Source organism: Methylotenera sp. (assembly GCF_036401095.1).
Classification (GTDB): Bacteria; Pseudomonadota; Gammaproteobacteria; order Burkholderiales; family Methylophilaceae; genus Methylotenera.
Window position 1 is genome coordinate 94,472 of record NZ_DASWWA010000003.1, and the last position, 15,684, is coordinate 110,155.

General features: G+C 45.7%; 15 protein-coding genes. 12 read left to right on the forward strand and 3 right to left on the reverse strand.

Annotated elements, in window-relative coordinates; all coding sequences use genetic code 11:
• Position 1: 1 nt before the first annotated feature.
• From VGD82_RS02270 to VGD82_RS02280, 3 genes are read right to left on the reverse strand one after another with little or no spacing between them, the layout of a single operon-like run.
• Complete coding sequence (locus tag VGD82_RS02270) at positions 2-661, reverse strand: pyridoxamine 5'-phosphate oxidase family protein (RefSeq protein ID WP_331018846.1); 660 nt, start codon at positions 659-661, stop codon at positions 2-4.
• A 27-nt stretch (positions 662-688) separates the two neighbouring features.
• Positions 689-2,365, reverse strand: coding sequence for a formylmethanofuran dehydrogenase subunit A (locus VGD82_RS02275; RefSeq protein WP_331018847.1), 1,677 nt, complete (start codon positions 2,363-2,365; stop codon positions 689-691).
• A complete protein-coding gene (locus VGD82_RS02280) occupies positions 2,362-3,633 on the reverse strand; it encodes a formylmethanofuran dehydrogenase (protein WP_331018848.1) in 1,272 nt (423 codons plus the stop codon). The genes VGD82_RS02275 and VGD82_RS02280 overlap by 4 nt, the downstream gene beginning before the upstream one ends.
• 139 nt (positions 3,634-3,772) lie before the next feature.
• On the opposite strand from VGD82_RS02280, the gene ndk reads away from it, so the two are divergent.
• From ndk to der, 12 genes are all read left to right on the forward strand, one after another.
• Positions 3,773-4,180 (forward strand): nucleoside-diphosphate kinase, encoded by a 408-nt coding sequence (ndk, locus tag VGD82_RS02285; protein WP_135277555.1) that lies wholly within the window; start codon positions 3,773-3,775, stop codon positions 4,178-4,180.
• A gap of 77 nt (positions 4,181-4,257) precedes the next feature.
• Positions 4,258-5,361 (forward strand): 23S rRNA (adenine(2503)-C(2))-methyltransferase RlmN, encoded by a 1,104-nt coding sequence (gene rlmN, locus VGD82_RS02290; RefSeq protein WP_331018849.1) that lies wholly within the window; start codon positions 4,258-4,260, stop codon positions 5,359-5,361.
• A 16-nt stretch (positions 5,362-5,377) separates the two neighbouring features.
• Entirely contained in the window at positions 5,378-6,175 is a 798-nt protein-coding gene (pilW, locus tag VGD82_RS02295; RefSeq protein ID WP_331018850.1) for a type IV pilus biogenesis/stability protein PilW, read from the forward strand.
• Between the two features lie 2 nt (positions 6,176-6,177).
• Positions 6,178-7,161, forward strand: a complete 984-nt coding sequence (locus VGD82_RS02300; protein ID WP_331018851.1) for a helix-turn-helix domain-containing protein — start codon at positions 6,178-6,180, stop codon at positions 7,159-7,161.
• Positions 7,162-7,176: 15 nt separating this feature from the next.
• Complete coding sequence (ispG, locus tag VGD82_RS02305) at positions 7,177-8,469, forward strand: flavodoxin-dependent (E)-4-hydroxy-3-methylbut-2-enyl-diphosphate synthase (RefSeq protein WP_331018852.1); 1,293 nt, start codon at positions 7,177-7,179, stop codon at positions 8,467-8,469.
• An 18-nt stretch (positions 8,470-8,487) separates the two neighbouring features.
• Complete coding sequence (gene hisS, locus VGD82_RS02310; protein ID WP_331018853.1) at positions 8,488-9,753, forward strand: histidine--tRNA ligase; 1,266 nt, start codon at positions 8,488-8,490, stop codon at positions 9,751-9,753.
• Between the two features lie 47 nt (positions 9,754-9,800).
• Positions 9,801-10,553 (forward strand): SIMPL domain-containing protein, encoded by a 753-nt coding sequence (locus tag VGD82_RS02315; RefSeq protein ID WP_331018854.1) that lies wholly within the window; start codon positions 9,801-9,803, stop codon positions 10,551-10,553.
• A gap of 3 nt (positions 10,554-10,556) precedes the next feature.
• The gene (locus tag VGD82_RS02320) at positions 10,557-11,447 is read left to right on the forward strand and encodes an ABC transporter ATP-binding protein (RefSeq protein ID WP_331019272.1); all 891 of its coding nucleotides are present in this window, start codon (positions 10,557-10,559) and stop codon (positions 11,445-11,447) included.
• On the forward strand, positions 11,444-12,247 hold the full coding sequence (locus VGD82_RS02325) for an ATP-binding cassette domain-containing protein (RefSeq protein ID WP_331018855.1): 804 nt from the start codon (positions 11,444-11,446) through the stop codon (positions 12,245-12,247). The genes VGD82_RS02320 and VGD82_RS02325 overlap by 4 nt, the downstream gene beginning before the upstream one ends.
• A gap of 44 nt (positions 12,248-12,291) precedes the next feature.
• Positions 12,292-12,915, forward strand: coding sequence for a tetratricopeptide repeat protein (locus VGD82_RS02330; protein ID WP_331018856.1), 624 nt, complete (start codon positions 12,292-12,294; stop codon positions 12,913-12,915).
• Between the two features lie 6 nt (positions 12,916-12,921).
• Complete coding sequence (gene bamB / locus VGD82_RS02335) at positions 12,922-14,100, forward strand: outer membrane protein assembly factor BamB (protein WP_331018857.1); 1,179 nt, start codon at positions 12,922-12,924, stop codon at positions 14,098-14,100.
• A 103-nt stretch (positions 14,101-14,203) separates the two neighbouring features.
• Entirely contained in the window at positions 14,204-15,658 is a 1,455-nt protein-coding gene (gene der, locus VGD82_RS02340; RefSeq protein ID WP_135277533.1) for a ribosome biogenesis GTPase Der, read from the forward strand.
• Positions 15,659-15,684: the final 26 nt, after the last annotated feature.

Below are 15,684 nucleotides of genomic sequence, written 5' to 3' on the forward strand. Positions count from 1 at the left end.
TTTAGGCCGTTGGGTCTGCAGTTTTAATTTTATCAATCCACTCTTCAATTTGAATGGTACCTAGTTCTTTTACTTTGTTAACGTCTGTTTCCGGCAGTACATCCTGCACTAAATCCAGACGCTTCCACTCGGCAAGCGGTGTCTCACAATGCTCACGCGGTACGTAGCGTGAGTCGCGTACTTTGGTGCGCTGGTGGACGTAACGGGGGCAGTTTTGCCATAACTCCGATAAGGTCACGCGCACAATAAAGTCCGCCTCTTTATATTCGCTCATCAGTGGGTCATCGCGCGAGATCGTTGCAGTACCTTGTACACGGATACGATGCGGTGTTTCAAATGAGATAAACAGTAAACCCACTTGCGGCTGTGTGGTGATGTTGCCCATAGAAAAGAACATGCCGTTACCGTCGTAGCTTGGAAACGCCAAAGTTTTGCTATCAATCACTTTAACAAAGCCAGCATCGCCGCCTTTGTAAGACACGGTAGGGCGGCCTTGATGGTCTACTGTAGATAGGAAAAACATATCCATATGCTCGATAAACCCTTTTGACTCATCATCAAACTCAGTTTTACAAGCTAACTCTTCAACGCGGTCTGCCATTTTGCGTGTCGCAAATTCATCCTGCAGTTGACGGTGTTGTTCGCCATACAATCTACTCATATCGTTTCCTTTCAGTCGTTGAGACTGCTAGTTTTTATTGACAACAACACTGCCTCTGCCGTCATCAAAAATCTCAGCATCGCTAATCTTAAAGTTATCTAAGCCTATGGTTTGGTAGCGGTCAAAGTATTCTTTCAGCTCTTTTTCTACACCAATATCAAAAGCAGGTTTTGCGGTATGGGTAGCACCCCAAACCACTTTAACCACGGCGCCGTCTTTAACCACTAACTCGCCATTTTTAAATACATAGTCAGGCTTAGCAAACATGGCTTCGCGGTTTTCTTGGTCGGTATAAACCGTGATGTCTGCGTTAGCGCCCACGCCCAAGTGCCCACGGTCATTCATGCCAATCAGCTTACTTGCGCCAGCACGCGTCATGATTGCAATGTCATACAGGCTGTATTCGCGGTCTAAGCTGGTGAGATTGCTCATAGATTGCGCATCTAGGTTGAGCTTGGCAAACGCTTCGTTTCTGAAAGATTTATCCATCAACAAGCGAATCAAGTGTGGGTAGCTGGTAAACGGTGCGCCGTTCGGATGGTCTGTGGTTAAGAAAATACGCCACGGATCTTCCACCGATAAGAAAATCTCCAAGCCGATAGCCCATTGCAGTGCGTTTACGTAGTTTTGGTCGCGATATTTAAACGGCAATACACCACAGCCAGCATCGCACTCGATATCCATAATCACTGATTTTTTAGGATTTGCATGCTTGGCGTTTAAATGCTGCATCATTGAGTCACCAGAGGCGGTGACGGTTTGATTAAACAAGATTTGGCCAACATCGGCGGTGATGTTTTTGTTTTTGTTAATGGCTTCTGCAATTTGTGCAGCCGCTGACGAGAACTTCTTGTCACCTTCTGTACCGTAGCTATGGAACTGAATATGCGTTAAGTGCATAGGCAGGCCATTGCTTGCGGTCATGGTGTTGAGCGTGGTTTCAAAGTTACCAGCCGCGCCCAAGTTGTTACAGTGCACATGCAGCGGTTTAGCAATGCCAAGTTCGTGCACGGCACGGCTTAGGCTTTGCAGCACTTCACGCGGGCTTACTTGGTAATGCTGGTGGTTTTCGTCCAAATTTAGTCGGCGTTGATTGAATTTGAATGCACTAATGCCACCCGGATTCACCACTTTAATGCCGATAGTCTGTGTCGCGTGCAAAATCCAGGCAACGTAGTCGTTAATCGCTTTTTGATCTTTTTTCGCGGTTAGCATACGCAAAAAGTAATCATCATTACCCAGCATTGCATAGCCACCCTTGTCGATCATTGGGGTGTCGCCCATTTCTAAGTGAGCTTGGCGTGCGTTGATCGGTGAAATAGCAGGCTCAAACGCAGCGGTATAGCCCATTTCAATGTATCTAAAACCGGTATCAGTCGCAGTTGGTGTGGCGTGATGGCTGCAATATGGCGTACAGATGTGTGCTTCAGGCTCACTCAGGTTTTTGATTTCCTGCATCTGTTTTTGTTGGTATTCCGGCAGCATCATGCGTGCAATATTAACCTTGCCGCCGCCGATATGGCTGTGCATGTCGATAGCGCCCGCCATCACTACTTTGCCGCTTAAATCGTAGGTTTGGCTGATTTTTGCGTTATCTAGCGGTTTCGGTACGATACGGCCTTGATAAATGTAAATATCTTCCACTACACCATTTTTGTTGTGTGCTGGGTCGTATAGTCTGCCGTTCTTGAGTAAAGTGATCATGCTAATTCTGCCTCAATTCTATTTATTACCTCGCTCAAGTTGGGTAATTCATTATCGCGTAATTTTTTTAGTGGTAGCGTAATCGAGCTATCCATGCGGAACATTGAGCCTGCATGGTCAACACCGGGTATGCCAACCGGAATAAACACATCCGGTGTGCGATCAAGTTTGGTGTCGGGGTGCCCAATCACGATAGTAGGTAGTGCAGTTTGCGGTGCGCTGATTGAGTTAAAAGTGCTGACCCAAAGAAGTGCATCGCTGTTTTGCAATTGTTTTTTTGTGCTGAAATGGTAGTTGTCATATTCAGGTTTGCCATTCACGAAGCGGTTTCTGGTTGGGTAACCACTTAACCAGGTGCTGGTGTTATTGACTGAAGAGTCGCCATCGCCTGAATTGAGTGGTAAACCTGCAGCGCGCGTGGTTTCATTCAGTTGGTTCACCAGTTGCACGATGCTTTGGATGGTGAGTTCTGCGTGGCTGAATTTAAAGCTGCTGGCAGACCACACAACTACAGCATATTTGGCCGCTTTTAATTTTTCTACCAAGGCTTGTAATGCTGAAACTGCAACACCGCCCACGGTTTCTGCATTGATTTTTTTATTGATTAACAATGCGTTAAGGGCATTCACAATCTCAGGTACTTGCGTTGGGTCGTCGCCTACGGTGCTGGCTAGTTTGCCTTCTGGCGATGTGGCTGATTTGGTTTTTTCTGCAGAAACACCTAGGTAAACTACCTCAGGGCTTGGTTTATCAAACAGGCTGGCAGAGTCCCAAACCAGTTTTTCAAAGAAGCGAGGATGACTATTACCAATATCTGTGCCAATGGCTAAAATCAAGTCAGCACGGTTTTTAACCTCTGACAGGGTGGTGGTGAGCCAGCCGCCATTTTGCATGGTGAGCGTGTTGCGTACGGACGATTCGCTGTGCATGTGGTCTAAAGCTGCATTACTTGCTGCGGCTAGGCGCATGATGGAACGCATCCCTTGTACTTCAGTGCCCAGACCTGCAATCAATGGTGCTTTGCTTTTCGCTAGTATGGCAGCAGCAGCTTTAATAGCAGTTTCCAGATCAGTTGCTTTGCCTGATACGCTAGGTGCTGTGTTTGAGTTACTTGAATGAAACGATTGCTCAAAAAAAGTAATGCTTTTGGCACATGCATTTTTAATGGATAAAGGTGCTGTACTTGTTAACACCAAATCATCACAAAGCATGCCACAGGCAGGGCAGGTAATGGAAGCGGGGAGGGTTGGATTTAAATTGTTTTTCATAATAACGCCAATTTTGACACATCAAGAGTGATTCTAAAACTCATTTAATTAACACCATAACATAAAATGTTGGTTTATTTTAAGTACTAAAAATGGTATTTTAACGGTCTTTTCAATAAGTTAATTTAATGGAGTAATTATGGCAGTTCAACGCACGCTTTCTATCATCAAACCAGATGCAGTTGCAAAAAACGTAATCGGTAAAATCTACACACGTTTTGAAAACGCTGGCTTGAAAATTGTTGAAGCTAAAATGGCACAATTAACACAAGCAGATGCTGAAGGTTTCTACGCAGTACATAAAGAGCGTCCATTCTTTGCTGACCTTGTAAAATTCATGATTTCAGGTCCAGTGATGATTCAAGCGTTAGAAGGCGAAAACGCAGTGCAAGTTAACCGTGACTTGATGGGTGCTACTAACCCTAAAGAAGCTGCTGCTGGTACTATCCGTGCTGACTTTGCTGAAAGCATCGATGCAAACGCAGTGCACGGTTCTGATTCTGCTGAAAATGCAGCAATCGAAATCGCTTACTTCTTCGGTAAGTAATTTAATTATTTAGGTTGCATAGGGTTGCCTTGCAACTCAACGAATAGTTAATCGTTAATATTAAGGTGTAAACAATTTTGGTCAATCTGCTCAATTACAATCAAAAACAGCTCGCTCAATGGTTTGCTGACAGAGGTGAGAAGCCTTTTCGTGCCAAACAGCTAATGCGCTGGATGCATCACTTTGGTGTGCATGATTTTGAGCAGATGACTGATATTGCCAAAAACCTGCGCGAAAAACTCGCTGTCGATGCAGAGATTATTTTGCCGACAGTGCAGTTAGCTCAGGTATCTAACGACGGCACACGTAAGTGGCTGATCGGGACAGATACTGCAAATAGTATTGAGACCGTATTTATCCCTGAGGATGATCGCGGTACTTTATGTGTTTCTAGCCAGGTAGGCTGTGCACTGGAATGCACCTTCTGCTCTACTGGGCGTCAAGGTTTTAATCGCAACCTAAGCGTTGCCGAAATTATTGGTCAGGTGGCCATCGCCAACCAAACGTTACGCCAAGAGCCAGGCTACGACATGTTACCTGCCGGTGACCGCATTATTAGTAATGTGGTGATGATGGGCATGGGTGAGCCTTTGGCTAATTACGATAACGTAGTCACTGCAATGCAAATTATGCTGGATGATTCCGCGTACGGCTTAAGTCGCCGCCGTGTGACTTTGTCCACCAGCGGCATGGTGCCAGCGATGGATCGCTTGAAAGAAGATTGTCCGGTTGCATTGGCGGTGTCTCTGCACGCACCAAATGATGCGCTGCGCGATGTGATCGTACCAATCAATAAAAAATACCCACTTAAAGAATTAATGGCGGCGTGTAATCGCTACCTAGAAAAAGCGCCGCGCGACTTCGTCACTTTTGAATACGTGATGTTGGATGGCGTGAATGATACCGTTGAGCACGCAAACCAGCTTCTGGCGTTAGTGAAGAACGTTTCTTGTAAATTTAATTTAATCCCATTTAACCCATTCCCTAATAGCGGTTATGATACGTCTAAACCAAATCATGTACGTGTTTTCCGTGATATCTTGATGCAGGCTGGCTATGTTGTGACTGTGCGTAAAACACGCGGTGACGATATTGATGCGGCTTGCGGTCAATTAGCAGGTAAAGTGCTAGATAAAACGAAACGTACTGCTAGGCATATTCCTATAGAGTCCGTTGATTAAACGAGGTGAATGTTAAATGAATTTGATCCAGTTACTAACTCAGCAGTTTGAGTCAGTTAAATCTTATGCGCGGCAGTTGGGTTTTGTCGCCACACTCACTTTAGTTGTTGCTGCTTGTGCTACTCAGCAGCAACAAACCTATGATGCAGGTGTTTTAAAAGCACGTGCGCGTGCGCACTCAGATTTAGGGTCAGTTTATTTGCAGCAGCGAAATTTGGAAGTCGCCTTGGATGAGTTTTCGATAGCTACTAAAATTGACCCTACCTTTGCAATGGCTTACAACGGCTTAGGTATGGTGCACGCTGCACTTTCGCAAGATGCTTTGGCAGAAATGAACTTTAAGCAAGCCATACAAATTGAGCCTAATAATTCAGAAGCGCATAATAATTATGGAAACTTTTTGTGCTCACGTGGCCGTGCTGATGAGTCAATCAAAGAGTTTATGGCTGCGGTGAAAAATCCATTATATGCTACGCCAGCAATGGCTTATACCAATGCTGGCGTCTGCTCATTACGCAAGCAGGATACACGTAATGCGGAAGTTTACTTTCAGCGCGCTTTGCAGTTAGAGCCGCTGTTTCATTCTGCCGCTTACCAGCTGGCGCTCATTCAATTTAACCGGAATGATGTGGCTAGCGCTAAAAACACCCTGCAAAATGCAATGCTAAGCCGACCAGGCCCTGAGTTGCTATGGTTGTCAGTCAGAATTGCGCGATTGTTAGGTAACCGAGATGATGAATCAAGTTATGCACTTGAGTTAAGACGTCAATATCCTGATTCAGAACAAGCTAAGTTGTTACAGAGTGGAAATTAACAATGACAGATACACAACAGGTTGAAGAGATAGTCGAAGAGGTTTCTGTGACTGCATCGCTAGGTGCATTGTTACAGGCAGCGAGAGAGGCGAAAAAATTATCGCAGCAAGATGTGTCAGACCACTTGCGTTACAGCGTTAAGCAAGTGGATGCGTTAGAGCGCGATGCATTTGAGTTACTGCCAGATGCGATGATTACTCGTGGTTTTATCCGTAACTATGCACGTTTATTAGAGATCGATGCTGCGCCATTGCTGGATATTTATCGTCAGCTGTCACCAGCGCAGTCACCTAGTCTGCTGGCCGTTAATCCTTCGATGCAGCCGGTGCAGCTAACCAAAGATGATAAACCGTGGCTTACCTATATTTTAGGTAGTATTTTGGTTTTATTCTTTTTACTCGCATGGTTTGTGTACATTGAATACTTGCCTCAGCAGTCCAAAGAGCAAGATGAAGCAGCGCAGCAGGTAGCAGCCCCTGTGGTGGAGGCGCCAGCCGATACGCAAGAGTCTGCCGAAGTGGCGTTACCCGAGGCGACTTTACCTGAGCCGGCTTTGCCAGCCGCTGAACGTCAATTTGCTGAAGACGCAGTTTCACGCCAGGATGCCGGAGCTACTCAGCCTGCAAGCAATACGCAGCCTGCCGTGCAAGCCAATACGCCTGTGCCGCCAGCCGCTGCCGTGGCACCGTCAGCGCCAGCCAAACCAGAACCTCAAGCTAAACCAGAACCTCAAGCACCAACTGGCGCTTTGAAAAAAGTAAACCTGTCGGTGACAGATAAAACTTGGGTGCGTGTGAGTGATAAGGCCGGGCAAATACTTTATGAAGCGACTTTGAATGCAGGCGATACGCAATCACTTAGCTTTCAAGCACCGTTTAATGTGGTGATTGGTAATGCTAAGGCCGCCACAGTCAATGTTTCTGGGCAAGCTCTCGATTTAGCTAGCTATACTCGGAGCAATGTTGCACGTATCAATTTGGAGTAATCATTGAGTTTGTTTATGCAAAATAAAGCCCGTAATACTTTGCAAGTGATGGTCGGGCACGTGCCAGTGGGTGGTGGCTTATTAGATACTTTGCCAGCGCCGGTGGTGGTACAAAGTATGACCAATACAGATACAGCTGACGCTGAAGCTACGATAAAGCAAGTGTATGAGTTGTGGCAGGCTGGGTCTGAGGTGGTGCGTATTACAGTTAACTCTCCAGAAGCTGCTGCGCAAGTCGGCAATATTCGCCGTGGTTTAGATAAGCTGGGTTGTAATGTTCCATTGGTTGGCGATTTTCATTACAACGGCCATAAATTACTGGCGCAATACCCTGATTGTGCTGAGTCATTAGCAAAATATCGCATTAACCCAGGTAATGTAGGTAAAGGCTCAAAGCGCGATGAACAGTTCGCCGCGATGATTGAGGCTGCAATTCAGTACAAAAAAGCTGTGCGCATTGGTGTTAACTGGGGCAGTTTGGACCAAGCCAAAATGGCGCAGATGATGGACGATAACGCAAAGTTGGCGGAGCCCTTAACAGCCGATGCGTTAATGCGCGAGGCTTTAATACAGTCTGCGCTTGAGAGCGCGGAGCAGGCGGTAGCCTTAGGTTTGTCGCCAAATCAAATCATCATTTCATGTAAAGTGAGCGATGTGCAGGACTTAGTCAAAGTCTATACCGAGCTAGCAAGCCGTAGCGATTATCCGCTACATCTAGGTTTAACCGAAGCTGGCATGGGCTCTAAAGGTATTGTTGCTTCAACCGCTGCGTTGGCTTTATTGTTGCAGCAGGGTATCGGCAACACGATCCGAGTCTCGCTCACGCCAGAGCCGAATGAGTCACGCACCAAAGAAGTGGTAGTGGCGCAGGAGATTCTGCAAACCATGGGGATTCGTTCATTTACCCCATTGGTGACCGCTTGCCCAGGCTGTGGCCGTACTACTTCAACCTATTTCCAAGAACTTGCTATGCAAATTCAAACTTACTTGCGCAATCAAATGCCGATTTGGCGCGATGCGTATGCAGGGGTTGAGAACATGAGCGTGGCAGTGATGGGCTGTGTGGTGAACGGCCCCGGTGAGTCTAAATTAGCCAATGTTGGTATTAGCTTGCCTGGTACGGGTGAAGTGCCAGTGGCGCCAGTGTTCGTAGATGGCGAAAAAACCGTCACACTAAAAGGTGATCATATTGCCGAGGAGTTTCAGGCAATTGTTGAAGCGTATGTGCAAAAAAACTATGCCGAAGGTGGTAAGTTACGTCCAGTACCCGCACAAAAAATAATTCCAATACAAGCAGTCAATTCATAATAGGCAATTCAAAAGTTCATGAGTAACAAATTTCAAAGTATTAAAGGTTTTTACGACATTCTGCCAGAGGCTACGCCTCTATGGTTCAAGCTAGAAGACACAGCGCGCCGCGTGCTCGCACAGTACGGCTATAAAAATATCCGTATGCCATTGGTTGAATCTACAGATTTGTTTGTGCGTAGCGTAGGCGAGCATACTGATATCGTAGAAAAAGAAATGTACGCGTGGGAAGATGCGCTCAACGGCGACAAACTTACCTTGCGCCCTGAAGGCACCGCTGGTTGTGTGCGTGCTGTGGTTGAAAATAATCTTACCTATAATGGCCCAGTGCGTTTGTGGTACAGCGGTGCAATGTTCCGCCATGAAAATGTACAAAAAGGCCGTCAGCGTCAGTTCCACCAAATTGGTGTAGAGGCTTTTGGCTTTGATACGCCAGAAGTTGATGCGGAGCAAATTGTGTTGCTGGCAAGGCTATGGCGTGAGCTTGGCATTCAGGATGTTGAGCTGCAAATTAATAGCATTGGTGACGCGCATGAGCGTGCTGAATATCGCAATGTGTTGATTGCATACTTCGAGCAGCATGCAGAGTTGCTGGATGAAGACGCTAAGCGCCGTTTGCATACCAATCCACTACGTATTTTGGATACTAAAAACCCGCGTATGCAAGCTATGTGTGAGGCTGCGCCAAAGTTACTTGACTGCTTAGGTGCTGAAACTCGTACCCACTTTGAAGGTCTGTGTAAAAGGCTGAATGATGCCGGTGTGGCTTATACGGTTAATCCGCGCTTGGTGCGCGGCTTGGATTACTACAACCGCACGGTATTTGAGTGGGTGACTACCAAGCTTGGCGCACAGGGTACCATTGCCGGCGGTGGGCGTTATGATAGTTTGGTTGAACGGCTAGGTGGCGACGCCACGCCAGCATGTGGCTTTGGTATTGGTTTAGAGCGTGTATTTTTACTTATGCAAGAATACGAGATTGAAGCAGATGATGCGCCGGATGTGTACTTGGTTAACGTAGGTGAACAAGCCGAGAGCGCCGCGTTTGGCATTGCTGAACGTTTACGCAATGCGAATATTCAAGTGGTGCTACACGCTGGTGGCGGCAGCTTTAAATCGCAGATGAAAAAAGCAGACAGAAGCCGTGCCAAATATGCGTTGATATTAGGCGATGATGAAGTGGCAAACAACGAAGTGGCACTGAAACCGATGTTGGCGACAGTAAAAGGTGAGCAACAGAAACTGAGCGTTGAAGCGGCGGTTGCGTACTTAACAGGTAATTAAATCAATTAGTAACCAGACCTAACACTTAAAGTTAAAAGGTATGTGCAATGAACGAGCAAAATAATCTATTTAAAGCTATGGTTGCATTGGGTATCTTTTTCGCAATCGGTATGTCTGCGGCTGCATTTATACTAGGCGTGCAGGGTAAGCGCGCCATGTCTGGCCAACAATCTATCACGGTGAAAGGCTTGGCAGAAAAGCCAATTAAGGCAGATAGTGCCGAATGGGAACTAAGTGTTAGTGTTACTCAGCCTACGCAAGCTGAAGCTTTGGAAAAGCTGGCTGTGGAACGTAAAGTGGTGGAAGAGTTTTTGTTAGTGCAAGGCTTTGAGGCAAAGAATTGGAGTGTGGATGTTGAAACTCTAAATCCGCATTTCGATGAAGAGTTTATTAAAGATACGCCACGACAGGTGCAGCACGGTTTTGATGCCTATCAAACGATTCGTGTTGTGACTAAAGATTTAAATAAAGTGACCAATGCCAATAAAGCTTTATTACAGCTACGTGCAGAAAATCACCCTGTAGCCGCCAGAGCACCATCTTACTTAGTGAGTGATTTGGAAAATATCAAAATGTCTTTAATTGCTGCGGCTACAAAAAATGCACGCAGCCGAGCCACCGAGTTTGTAAAGCAAGACGGGGTAAAGGTCGGCGTGATGAAATCTGCTTCACAAGGTGCATTTTATATTCTGCCTGTGAGCGGTGATGCAGGTGATGACAGCTATGGCGGTGTTTATGATAAATCAACTATCGATAAAACAGCTCGCGTTGTAGTGACTATTGTTTATAGTATTGAGTAAATGATGAGCGCACCTACTGATACAGTCCAGCCGTTATTGCAGTTGCAACATGTCACTATCTCACCCAAAAGTACGCCATCACGTTTATTGGTAAATGATGTGAGTTTTACCATTGAAGCAGGTAAAACCACTTGTGTCGTTGGCGAATCTGGCAGTGGTAAAAGCTTGACAGCATTATCGGTAATGGGTTTGTTGTCACAGCAGCTACAGCTCAATACTGGTAAGGTATTATTTAATGATCATGAAACCGGTGTGCAGGATATTAGTTTGCTGAGTGAGAAAGCGCTGCAAAAAATCCGTGGCGCTAAAATCGCCATGATTTTTCAAGAGCCGATGACTTCGCTTAACCCGGTGCTGACGATTGGTTATCAAATTGGCGAAAGTTTGACTACGCACCTGGGGCTAAAGAATCATGCCTTAAAAAACAAGATAGCTAGCTTGCTGGAAATGGTCGGTATTCCGCCTAACCGTGCGGATAGTTACCCTGATGAGCTGTCTGGTGGGCAGCGTCAGCGTGTGATGATCGCAATGAGCATTGCTTGTGAACCACGGTTGCTGATTGCCGACGAGCCTACTACTGCACTGGATGTCACGGTGCAGGCGCAAATTTTAAAATTGCTGGACGACCTCAAAACTCGCATGAATATGGGCATGCTGTTTATTACGCATGATTTTGGTGTGGTTGCAGATATTGCGGACAATGTCGTGGTAATGTTTAGAGGTGAGATCGTGGAGGCGGGCGCTAAGCAACAGGTGCTCAATAACCCGCAGCATCCATATACCAAGGCATTGCTGGCCTGTGTACCTGACGCGGAAGGTAAAAAAGATTTAAAACCGATTGATTACGCTTGGTTGCCAGACCGCAATCTTCAATCTACGGGTGCGGCAATATGAGTGAATATATTCTACAAGCTAAGCATTTAACCAAAACCTACACGCAGCGTAGTGGCAAGTTTGGTTTTGGTAAAACCTTGGTAAAGGCATTGAACGATGTCAGCATCAATCTACGTGCTGGCAAAACCCTTGCTGTGGTTGGCGAATCTGGTAGTGGTAAATCCACCTTGGCAAGATGTCTGTTACAATTGCAGTCGATTGACAGTGGCGAAGTGATTTTTGCAGGGAAAGATTTAGCTAAACTCAATGCAGAGGCGCTCAGGTCAATGCGTAAAGACCTGCAAATGGTGTTTCAGGATCCGTTTGCTTCGCTTAATCCACGGATGCGTATTGGTGATTTGGTTGGCGAAGGCTTGCTGATACATGGCTTGGGTGATGCGGCTGAACGTAAAAACAAAGTGATTGCCATGTTAAAGCGTGTTGGCTTAACTGAGGCTGATATGCAAAAATATCCGCATGAGTTTTCTGGCGGACAAAGACAGCGGATTGGCATTGCTAGAGCGCTAGTGTTGCAACCAAAAGTTGTGGTGTGCGATGAACCTGTGTCGGCATTAGATGTATCGATACAGGCACAAATACTGCTGCTGCTTAAAGAGTTACAACAGGAAATGGCGTTGAGTTATATTTTTATTAGCCATGATTTACGTGTAGTGCGTCATATTGCAGATGATATTGTGGTGATGCATCAAGGACGAGTTGTGGAGTTAGGAAAAGTTGCTGACATTTACGAGCAACCTCAACATGCCTACACACAGAGTTTATTGGCAGCGATTCCGGGTAAGAAAGTCGCAAACGGATGATAGGCGTAGCGTAAGTTTTTGAATTAAATATATTAGGACTAAGAATGGCATACGATTTAGAAGAGCAAGAACAGTTAGATGAGTTAAAAGCGTGGTGGAAAACCTACGGAAAATTAGTCAGTAATTTGGTCATAGGGTTGTTAGTTGCTTATGCTGCATACCAAGGCTGGACATACTATCAAACCAAACAGGCTGTAAATGCTTCTACAGAGTATCAGGCGTTACAAGTGGTTGATGCTAATGACACCAAATCAATACAAGCAAAAGCTGCGGTGTTAATGGAAAAATATAGCGCGACACCATATGCTGGCCGTGCTGCAGTATTGGCGGCTAAAGCAAATTACGAAGCAAAAGATACCAAAAGTGCTAAAGCACAGTTGGAATGGGCGATTAGCAATGCTAAAGAAACTTCTGTGAGTGCGATTGCAAGTTTGCAGTTAGCCAACATTTTGGCTGAAGAAAACAATTTCGACGCCGCTTTAAAAGTGCTGGAAGCAAAGCATGATGCTGGTTTTGATGGTTTGTTCCTTGATCTTAAAGGTGACGTATTGCTTGGTTTAGGTAAACGTGACGAGGCTAAAGCAGCTTACGAACTTGCGCTTACTAAGCTTGATGCCCAAGGTCGCTATCGTCATTTGACGCAACAAAAAATTGACTCACTAGGCTAATACTTAATGCGTTTTATTAAACAATCTACTGCATTATTGGCTGTATGTGGCTTTACGCTGCTTTCTGCCTGTACCTCTATTACCGACCTGAAAACCGATTTATCAGAACGTGTCTTCGGGCGTGAGGTGGTAGATATGGAGCCATTGACTGAGTTTGAGGCGAACGCAACCGCCAAAGTTGTGTGGCAGACTAAACTTGGCATCACCGGTAATTATGACCTAGCACCAGTAGTAGAAGCAGGTTTTGCTTATGCCGCTAGCGCTGATGGTGATTTAGTTAAGTTAGATGCAGTTAACGGTAAACAGCTTTGGCATGCAAAAATTACCGAGAAGCTTACTGGTGGGGTAGGGGTTGGTGGTAGCTTAGTGTTGGTTGGCTCGCAAAAAGGTGTACTTTACGCTTATGATTTATCAGGTAAGTTGCAATGGATGTCTAGACTTAGTAGCGAGATACTAAGCGCACCTAGATACTACGATGGGATGGTTATCGTGCGTACCGGTGATAGCCGTATTTATGGTATTAACGCAGATGACGGCAGTCGAAAATGGGTTTATGACCGTACTAGCCCTGCGCTCACAGTACGCAGTAGTGCAGGCGTGGTGGTAGATGGTGGTGCGGTATATGCTGGTTTTGCTGGCGGTAAACTCGCAGCAATTCGCGCTGATAACGGTAAATTGCTGTGGGAAGCTTCTGTGGCACAACCTAAAGGCGTTACCGAGATTGAGCGTATTGCAGACATTACCAGCTTACCTATGGTGGATGGCCCTTTAGTATATGCAGTGGCTTATCAGGGACGTATTGCTGCGGTTGACCGTGCATCTGGGCGTGTGGTTTGGAACCGTGATATTTCAAGTCTAACTGGTTTAAGCCACGAAGATGCCCGTATTTATGTTTCGCATGCAATCGGTTCTATCTATGCGCTTGATTACACTACGGGTAAAACCTTTTGGCGTCAGGCAGCACTTAAAAATAGGCAGCCTACAGCACCTTTACCCATGGGTGACAGAGTTGCTGTTGGTGATGTAGAAGGCTATGTACATTTTCTTAAGCGTGAAGATGGTGCATTCTCAGCCAGAGTGAAAACAGACAACTCAGCAATCTTGCCACAAATGGCTATGATTAGCAGTGATACATTGCTGGCACAGTCACGCGGCGGCAATTTGTACGCGATTCAAATTAAATAAAATGTTTAGTTTGTTTTAACCGCTTATTATTAGAATTAAAAATTAATTGGGCTAATTGATGACTAAATTATCAATTAGCTTCAATGCTTTATAGAAGGCTCACATGATACCTACCATTGTTTTGGTTGGCCGACCTAACGTCGGCAAATCAACATTATTTAACCGTTTAACCAAAAGTCGTGATGCGCTAGTCGCTGACCTCCCTGGTTTAACCCGTGATCGACATTATGGGCGAGGCATAGGAGCTAGCCAGCCGTATCTGGTTGTGGATACCGGTGGCTTTGAGCCAAATACAGACAGTGGCATTCTTAAAGCCATGGCAAAGCAAACCTTGCAAGCGATTGATGAAGCTGATGCGATTATCTTTTTGGTGGATGGTCGCCAAGGCGTTTCACCGCAGGATATGGAAATTGCCAACCGTTTAAGAAGAACCAAATGTCCGGTATTGTTGGCGGTGAACAAAACTGAAGGCATGCAAAAAGCAGTGGTCAGTGCAGACTTCCATGAGTTGGGTTTAGGTTACCCACTTTCAATTTCTTCAGCGCATGGCGAAGGCGTGCGCGATATTATTGAGCTTGCTTTAGAAAACTTCACAGTCACTGAAGATGAGCCGGTGACTGACTATACCGGCGACAGAATTCCTAAAGTGGCGATTGTAGGCCGCCCTAATGTGGGTAAATCAACTCTAGTGAATGCTTTGCTAGGGGAAGAGCGTGTGATTGCTTATGATGAGCCAGGTACGACCCGTGACTCTATCCATATCGATCTAGAAAAGAACGGTAAGCATTACACACTGATTGATACGGCTGGTGTGCGTAAGCGTGGCCGTGTATTTGAAGCGATTGAAAAGTTCTCCGTTATTAAAACCATACAGGCTATTGAAGAAGCGAATGTGGTAATTCTTGTGGTGGATGCGCAAGAGGGCATTACCGAGCAAGATGCGCACGTGGCTGCTTATATTTTAGATGCGGGTCGCGCTTTAGTGGTGGCTATCAATAAATGGGATGGCTTAAAAGAGGATGAGCGTGATTGGATTAAACGTGAAATCGACCGTAAGCTACAGTTCTTAGATTTTGCTGAGTTCCATTACATTTCAGCATTGCGTAAAAAAGGCCTGCCAGAACTGTTTAAATCAGTTGATGTGGCGTACAAGGCTGCTTTTGCTAAACTCGCAACACCGCAGCTGACACGCGTGCTGATTGATGCATTGCAACAGCATCAGCCACCTATCAGTAAAGGTATCCGTCCAAAACTACGCTACGCACACCAAGGTGGTAGCAATCCGCCTATTGTGGTAATTCACGGTAGCCATGTGGATGGTGTTAAAGATGCTTATACACGCTTTTTAGAAAAAACTTTCCGTAGAACTTTCCAACTTTCAGGTACGCCATTACGAGTAGAGTATAAGCAAGGGCATAACCCGTTTGCAGAAGATGAAGATAAGCGTAAACCAGGTGAGGGTATTGTAAGTATGCGCCGCCGTAAAACTGCGCAACGAGCTGAGTTAAAAGCGAAAAAAGAGGTTGAAGACAAAGATCGCCGCGCTAAAAAGCACTAAAAATTCTGGCATTATCTGCTGGGCAT

What these genes read in the sequence shown, in the direction of transcription:
- VGD82_RS02270 (WP_331018846.1), bottom strand. Translation starts at nt 661, where the DNA reads ATGAGTAGATTGTATGGCGAACAACACCGTCAACTGCAGGATGAATTT.
- VGD82_RS02275 (WP_331018847.1), bottom strand. Translation starts at nt 2,365, where the DNA reads ATGATCACTTTACTCAAGAACGGCAGACTATACGACCCAGCACACAAC.
- VGD82_RS02280 (WP_331018848.1), bottom strand. Translation starts at nt 3,633, where the DNA reads ATGAAAAACAATTTAAATCCAACCCTCCCCGCTTCCATTACCTGCCCT.
- ndk (WP_135277555.1), top strand. Translation starts at nt 3,773, where the DNA reads ATGGCAGTTCAACGCACGCTTTCTATCATCAAACCAGATGCAGTTGCA.
- pilW (WP_331018850.1), top strand. Translation starts at nt 5,378, where the DNA reads ATGAATTTGATCCAGTTACTAACTCAGCAGTTTGAGTCAGTTAAATCT.
- VGD82_RS02300 (WP_331018851.1), top strand. Translation starts at nt 6,178, where the DNA reads ATGACAGATACACAACAGGTTGAAGAGATAGTCGAAGAGGTTTCTGTG.
- ispG (WP_331018852.1), top strand. Translation starts at nt 7,177, where the DNA reads ATGCAAAATAAAGCCCGTAATACTTTGCAAGTGATGGTCGGGCACGTG.
- hisS (WP_331018853.1), top strand. Translation starts at nt 8,488, where the DNA reads ATGAGTAACAAATTTCAAAGTATTAAAGGTTTTTACGACATTCTGCCA.
- VGD82_RS02315 (WP_331018854.1), top strand. Translation starts at nt 9,801, where the DNA reads ATGAACGAGCAAAATAATCTATTTAAAGCTATGGTTGCATTGGGTATC.
- VGD82_RS02320 (WP_331019272.1), top strand. Translation starts at nt 10,557, where the DNA reads ATGAGCGCACCTACTGATACAGTCCAGCCGTTATTGCAGTTGCAACAT.
- VGD82_RS02325 (WP_331018855.1), top strand. Translation starts at nt 11,444, where the DNA reads ATGAGTGAATATATTCTACAAGCTAAGCATTTAACCAAAACCTACACG.
- VGD82_RS02330 (WP_331018856.1), top strand. Translation starts at nt 12,292, where the DNA reads ATGGCATACGATTTAGAAGAGCAAGAACAGTTAGATGAGTTAAAAGCG.
- bamB (WP_331018857.1), top strand. Translation starts at nt 12,922, where the DNA reads ATGCGTTTTATTAAACAATCTACTGCATTATTGGCTGTATGTGGCTTT.
- der (WP_135277533.1), top strand. Translation starts at nt 14,204, where the DNA reads ATGATACCTACCATTGTTTTGGTTGGCCGACCTAACGTCGGCAAATCA.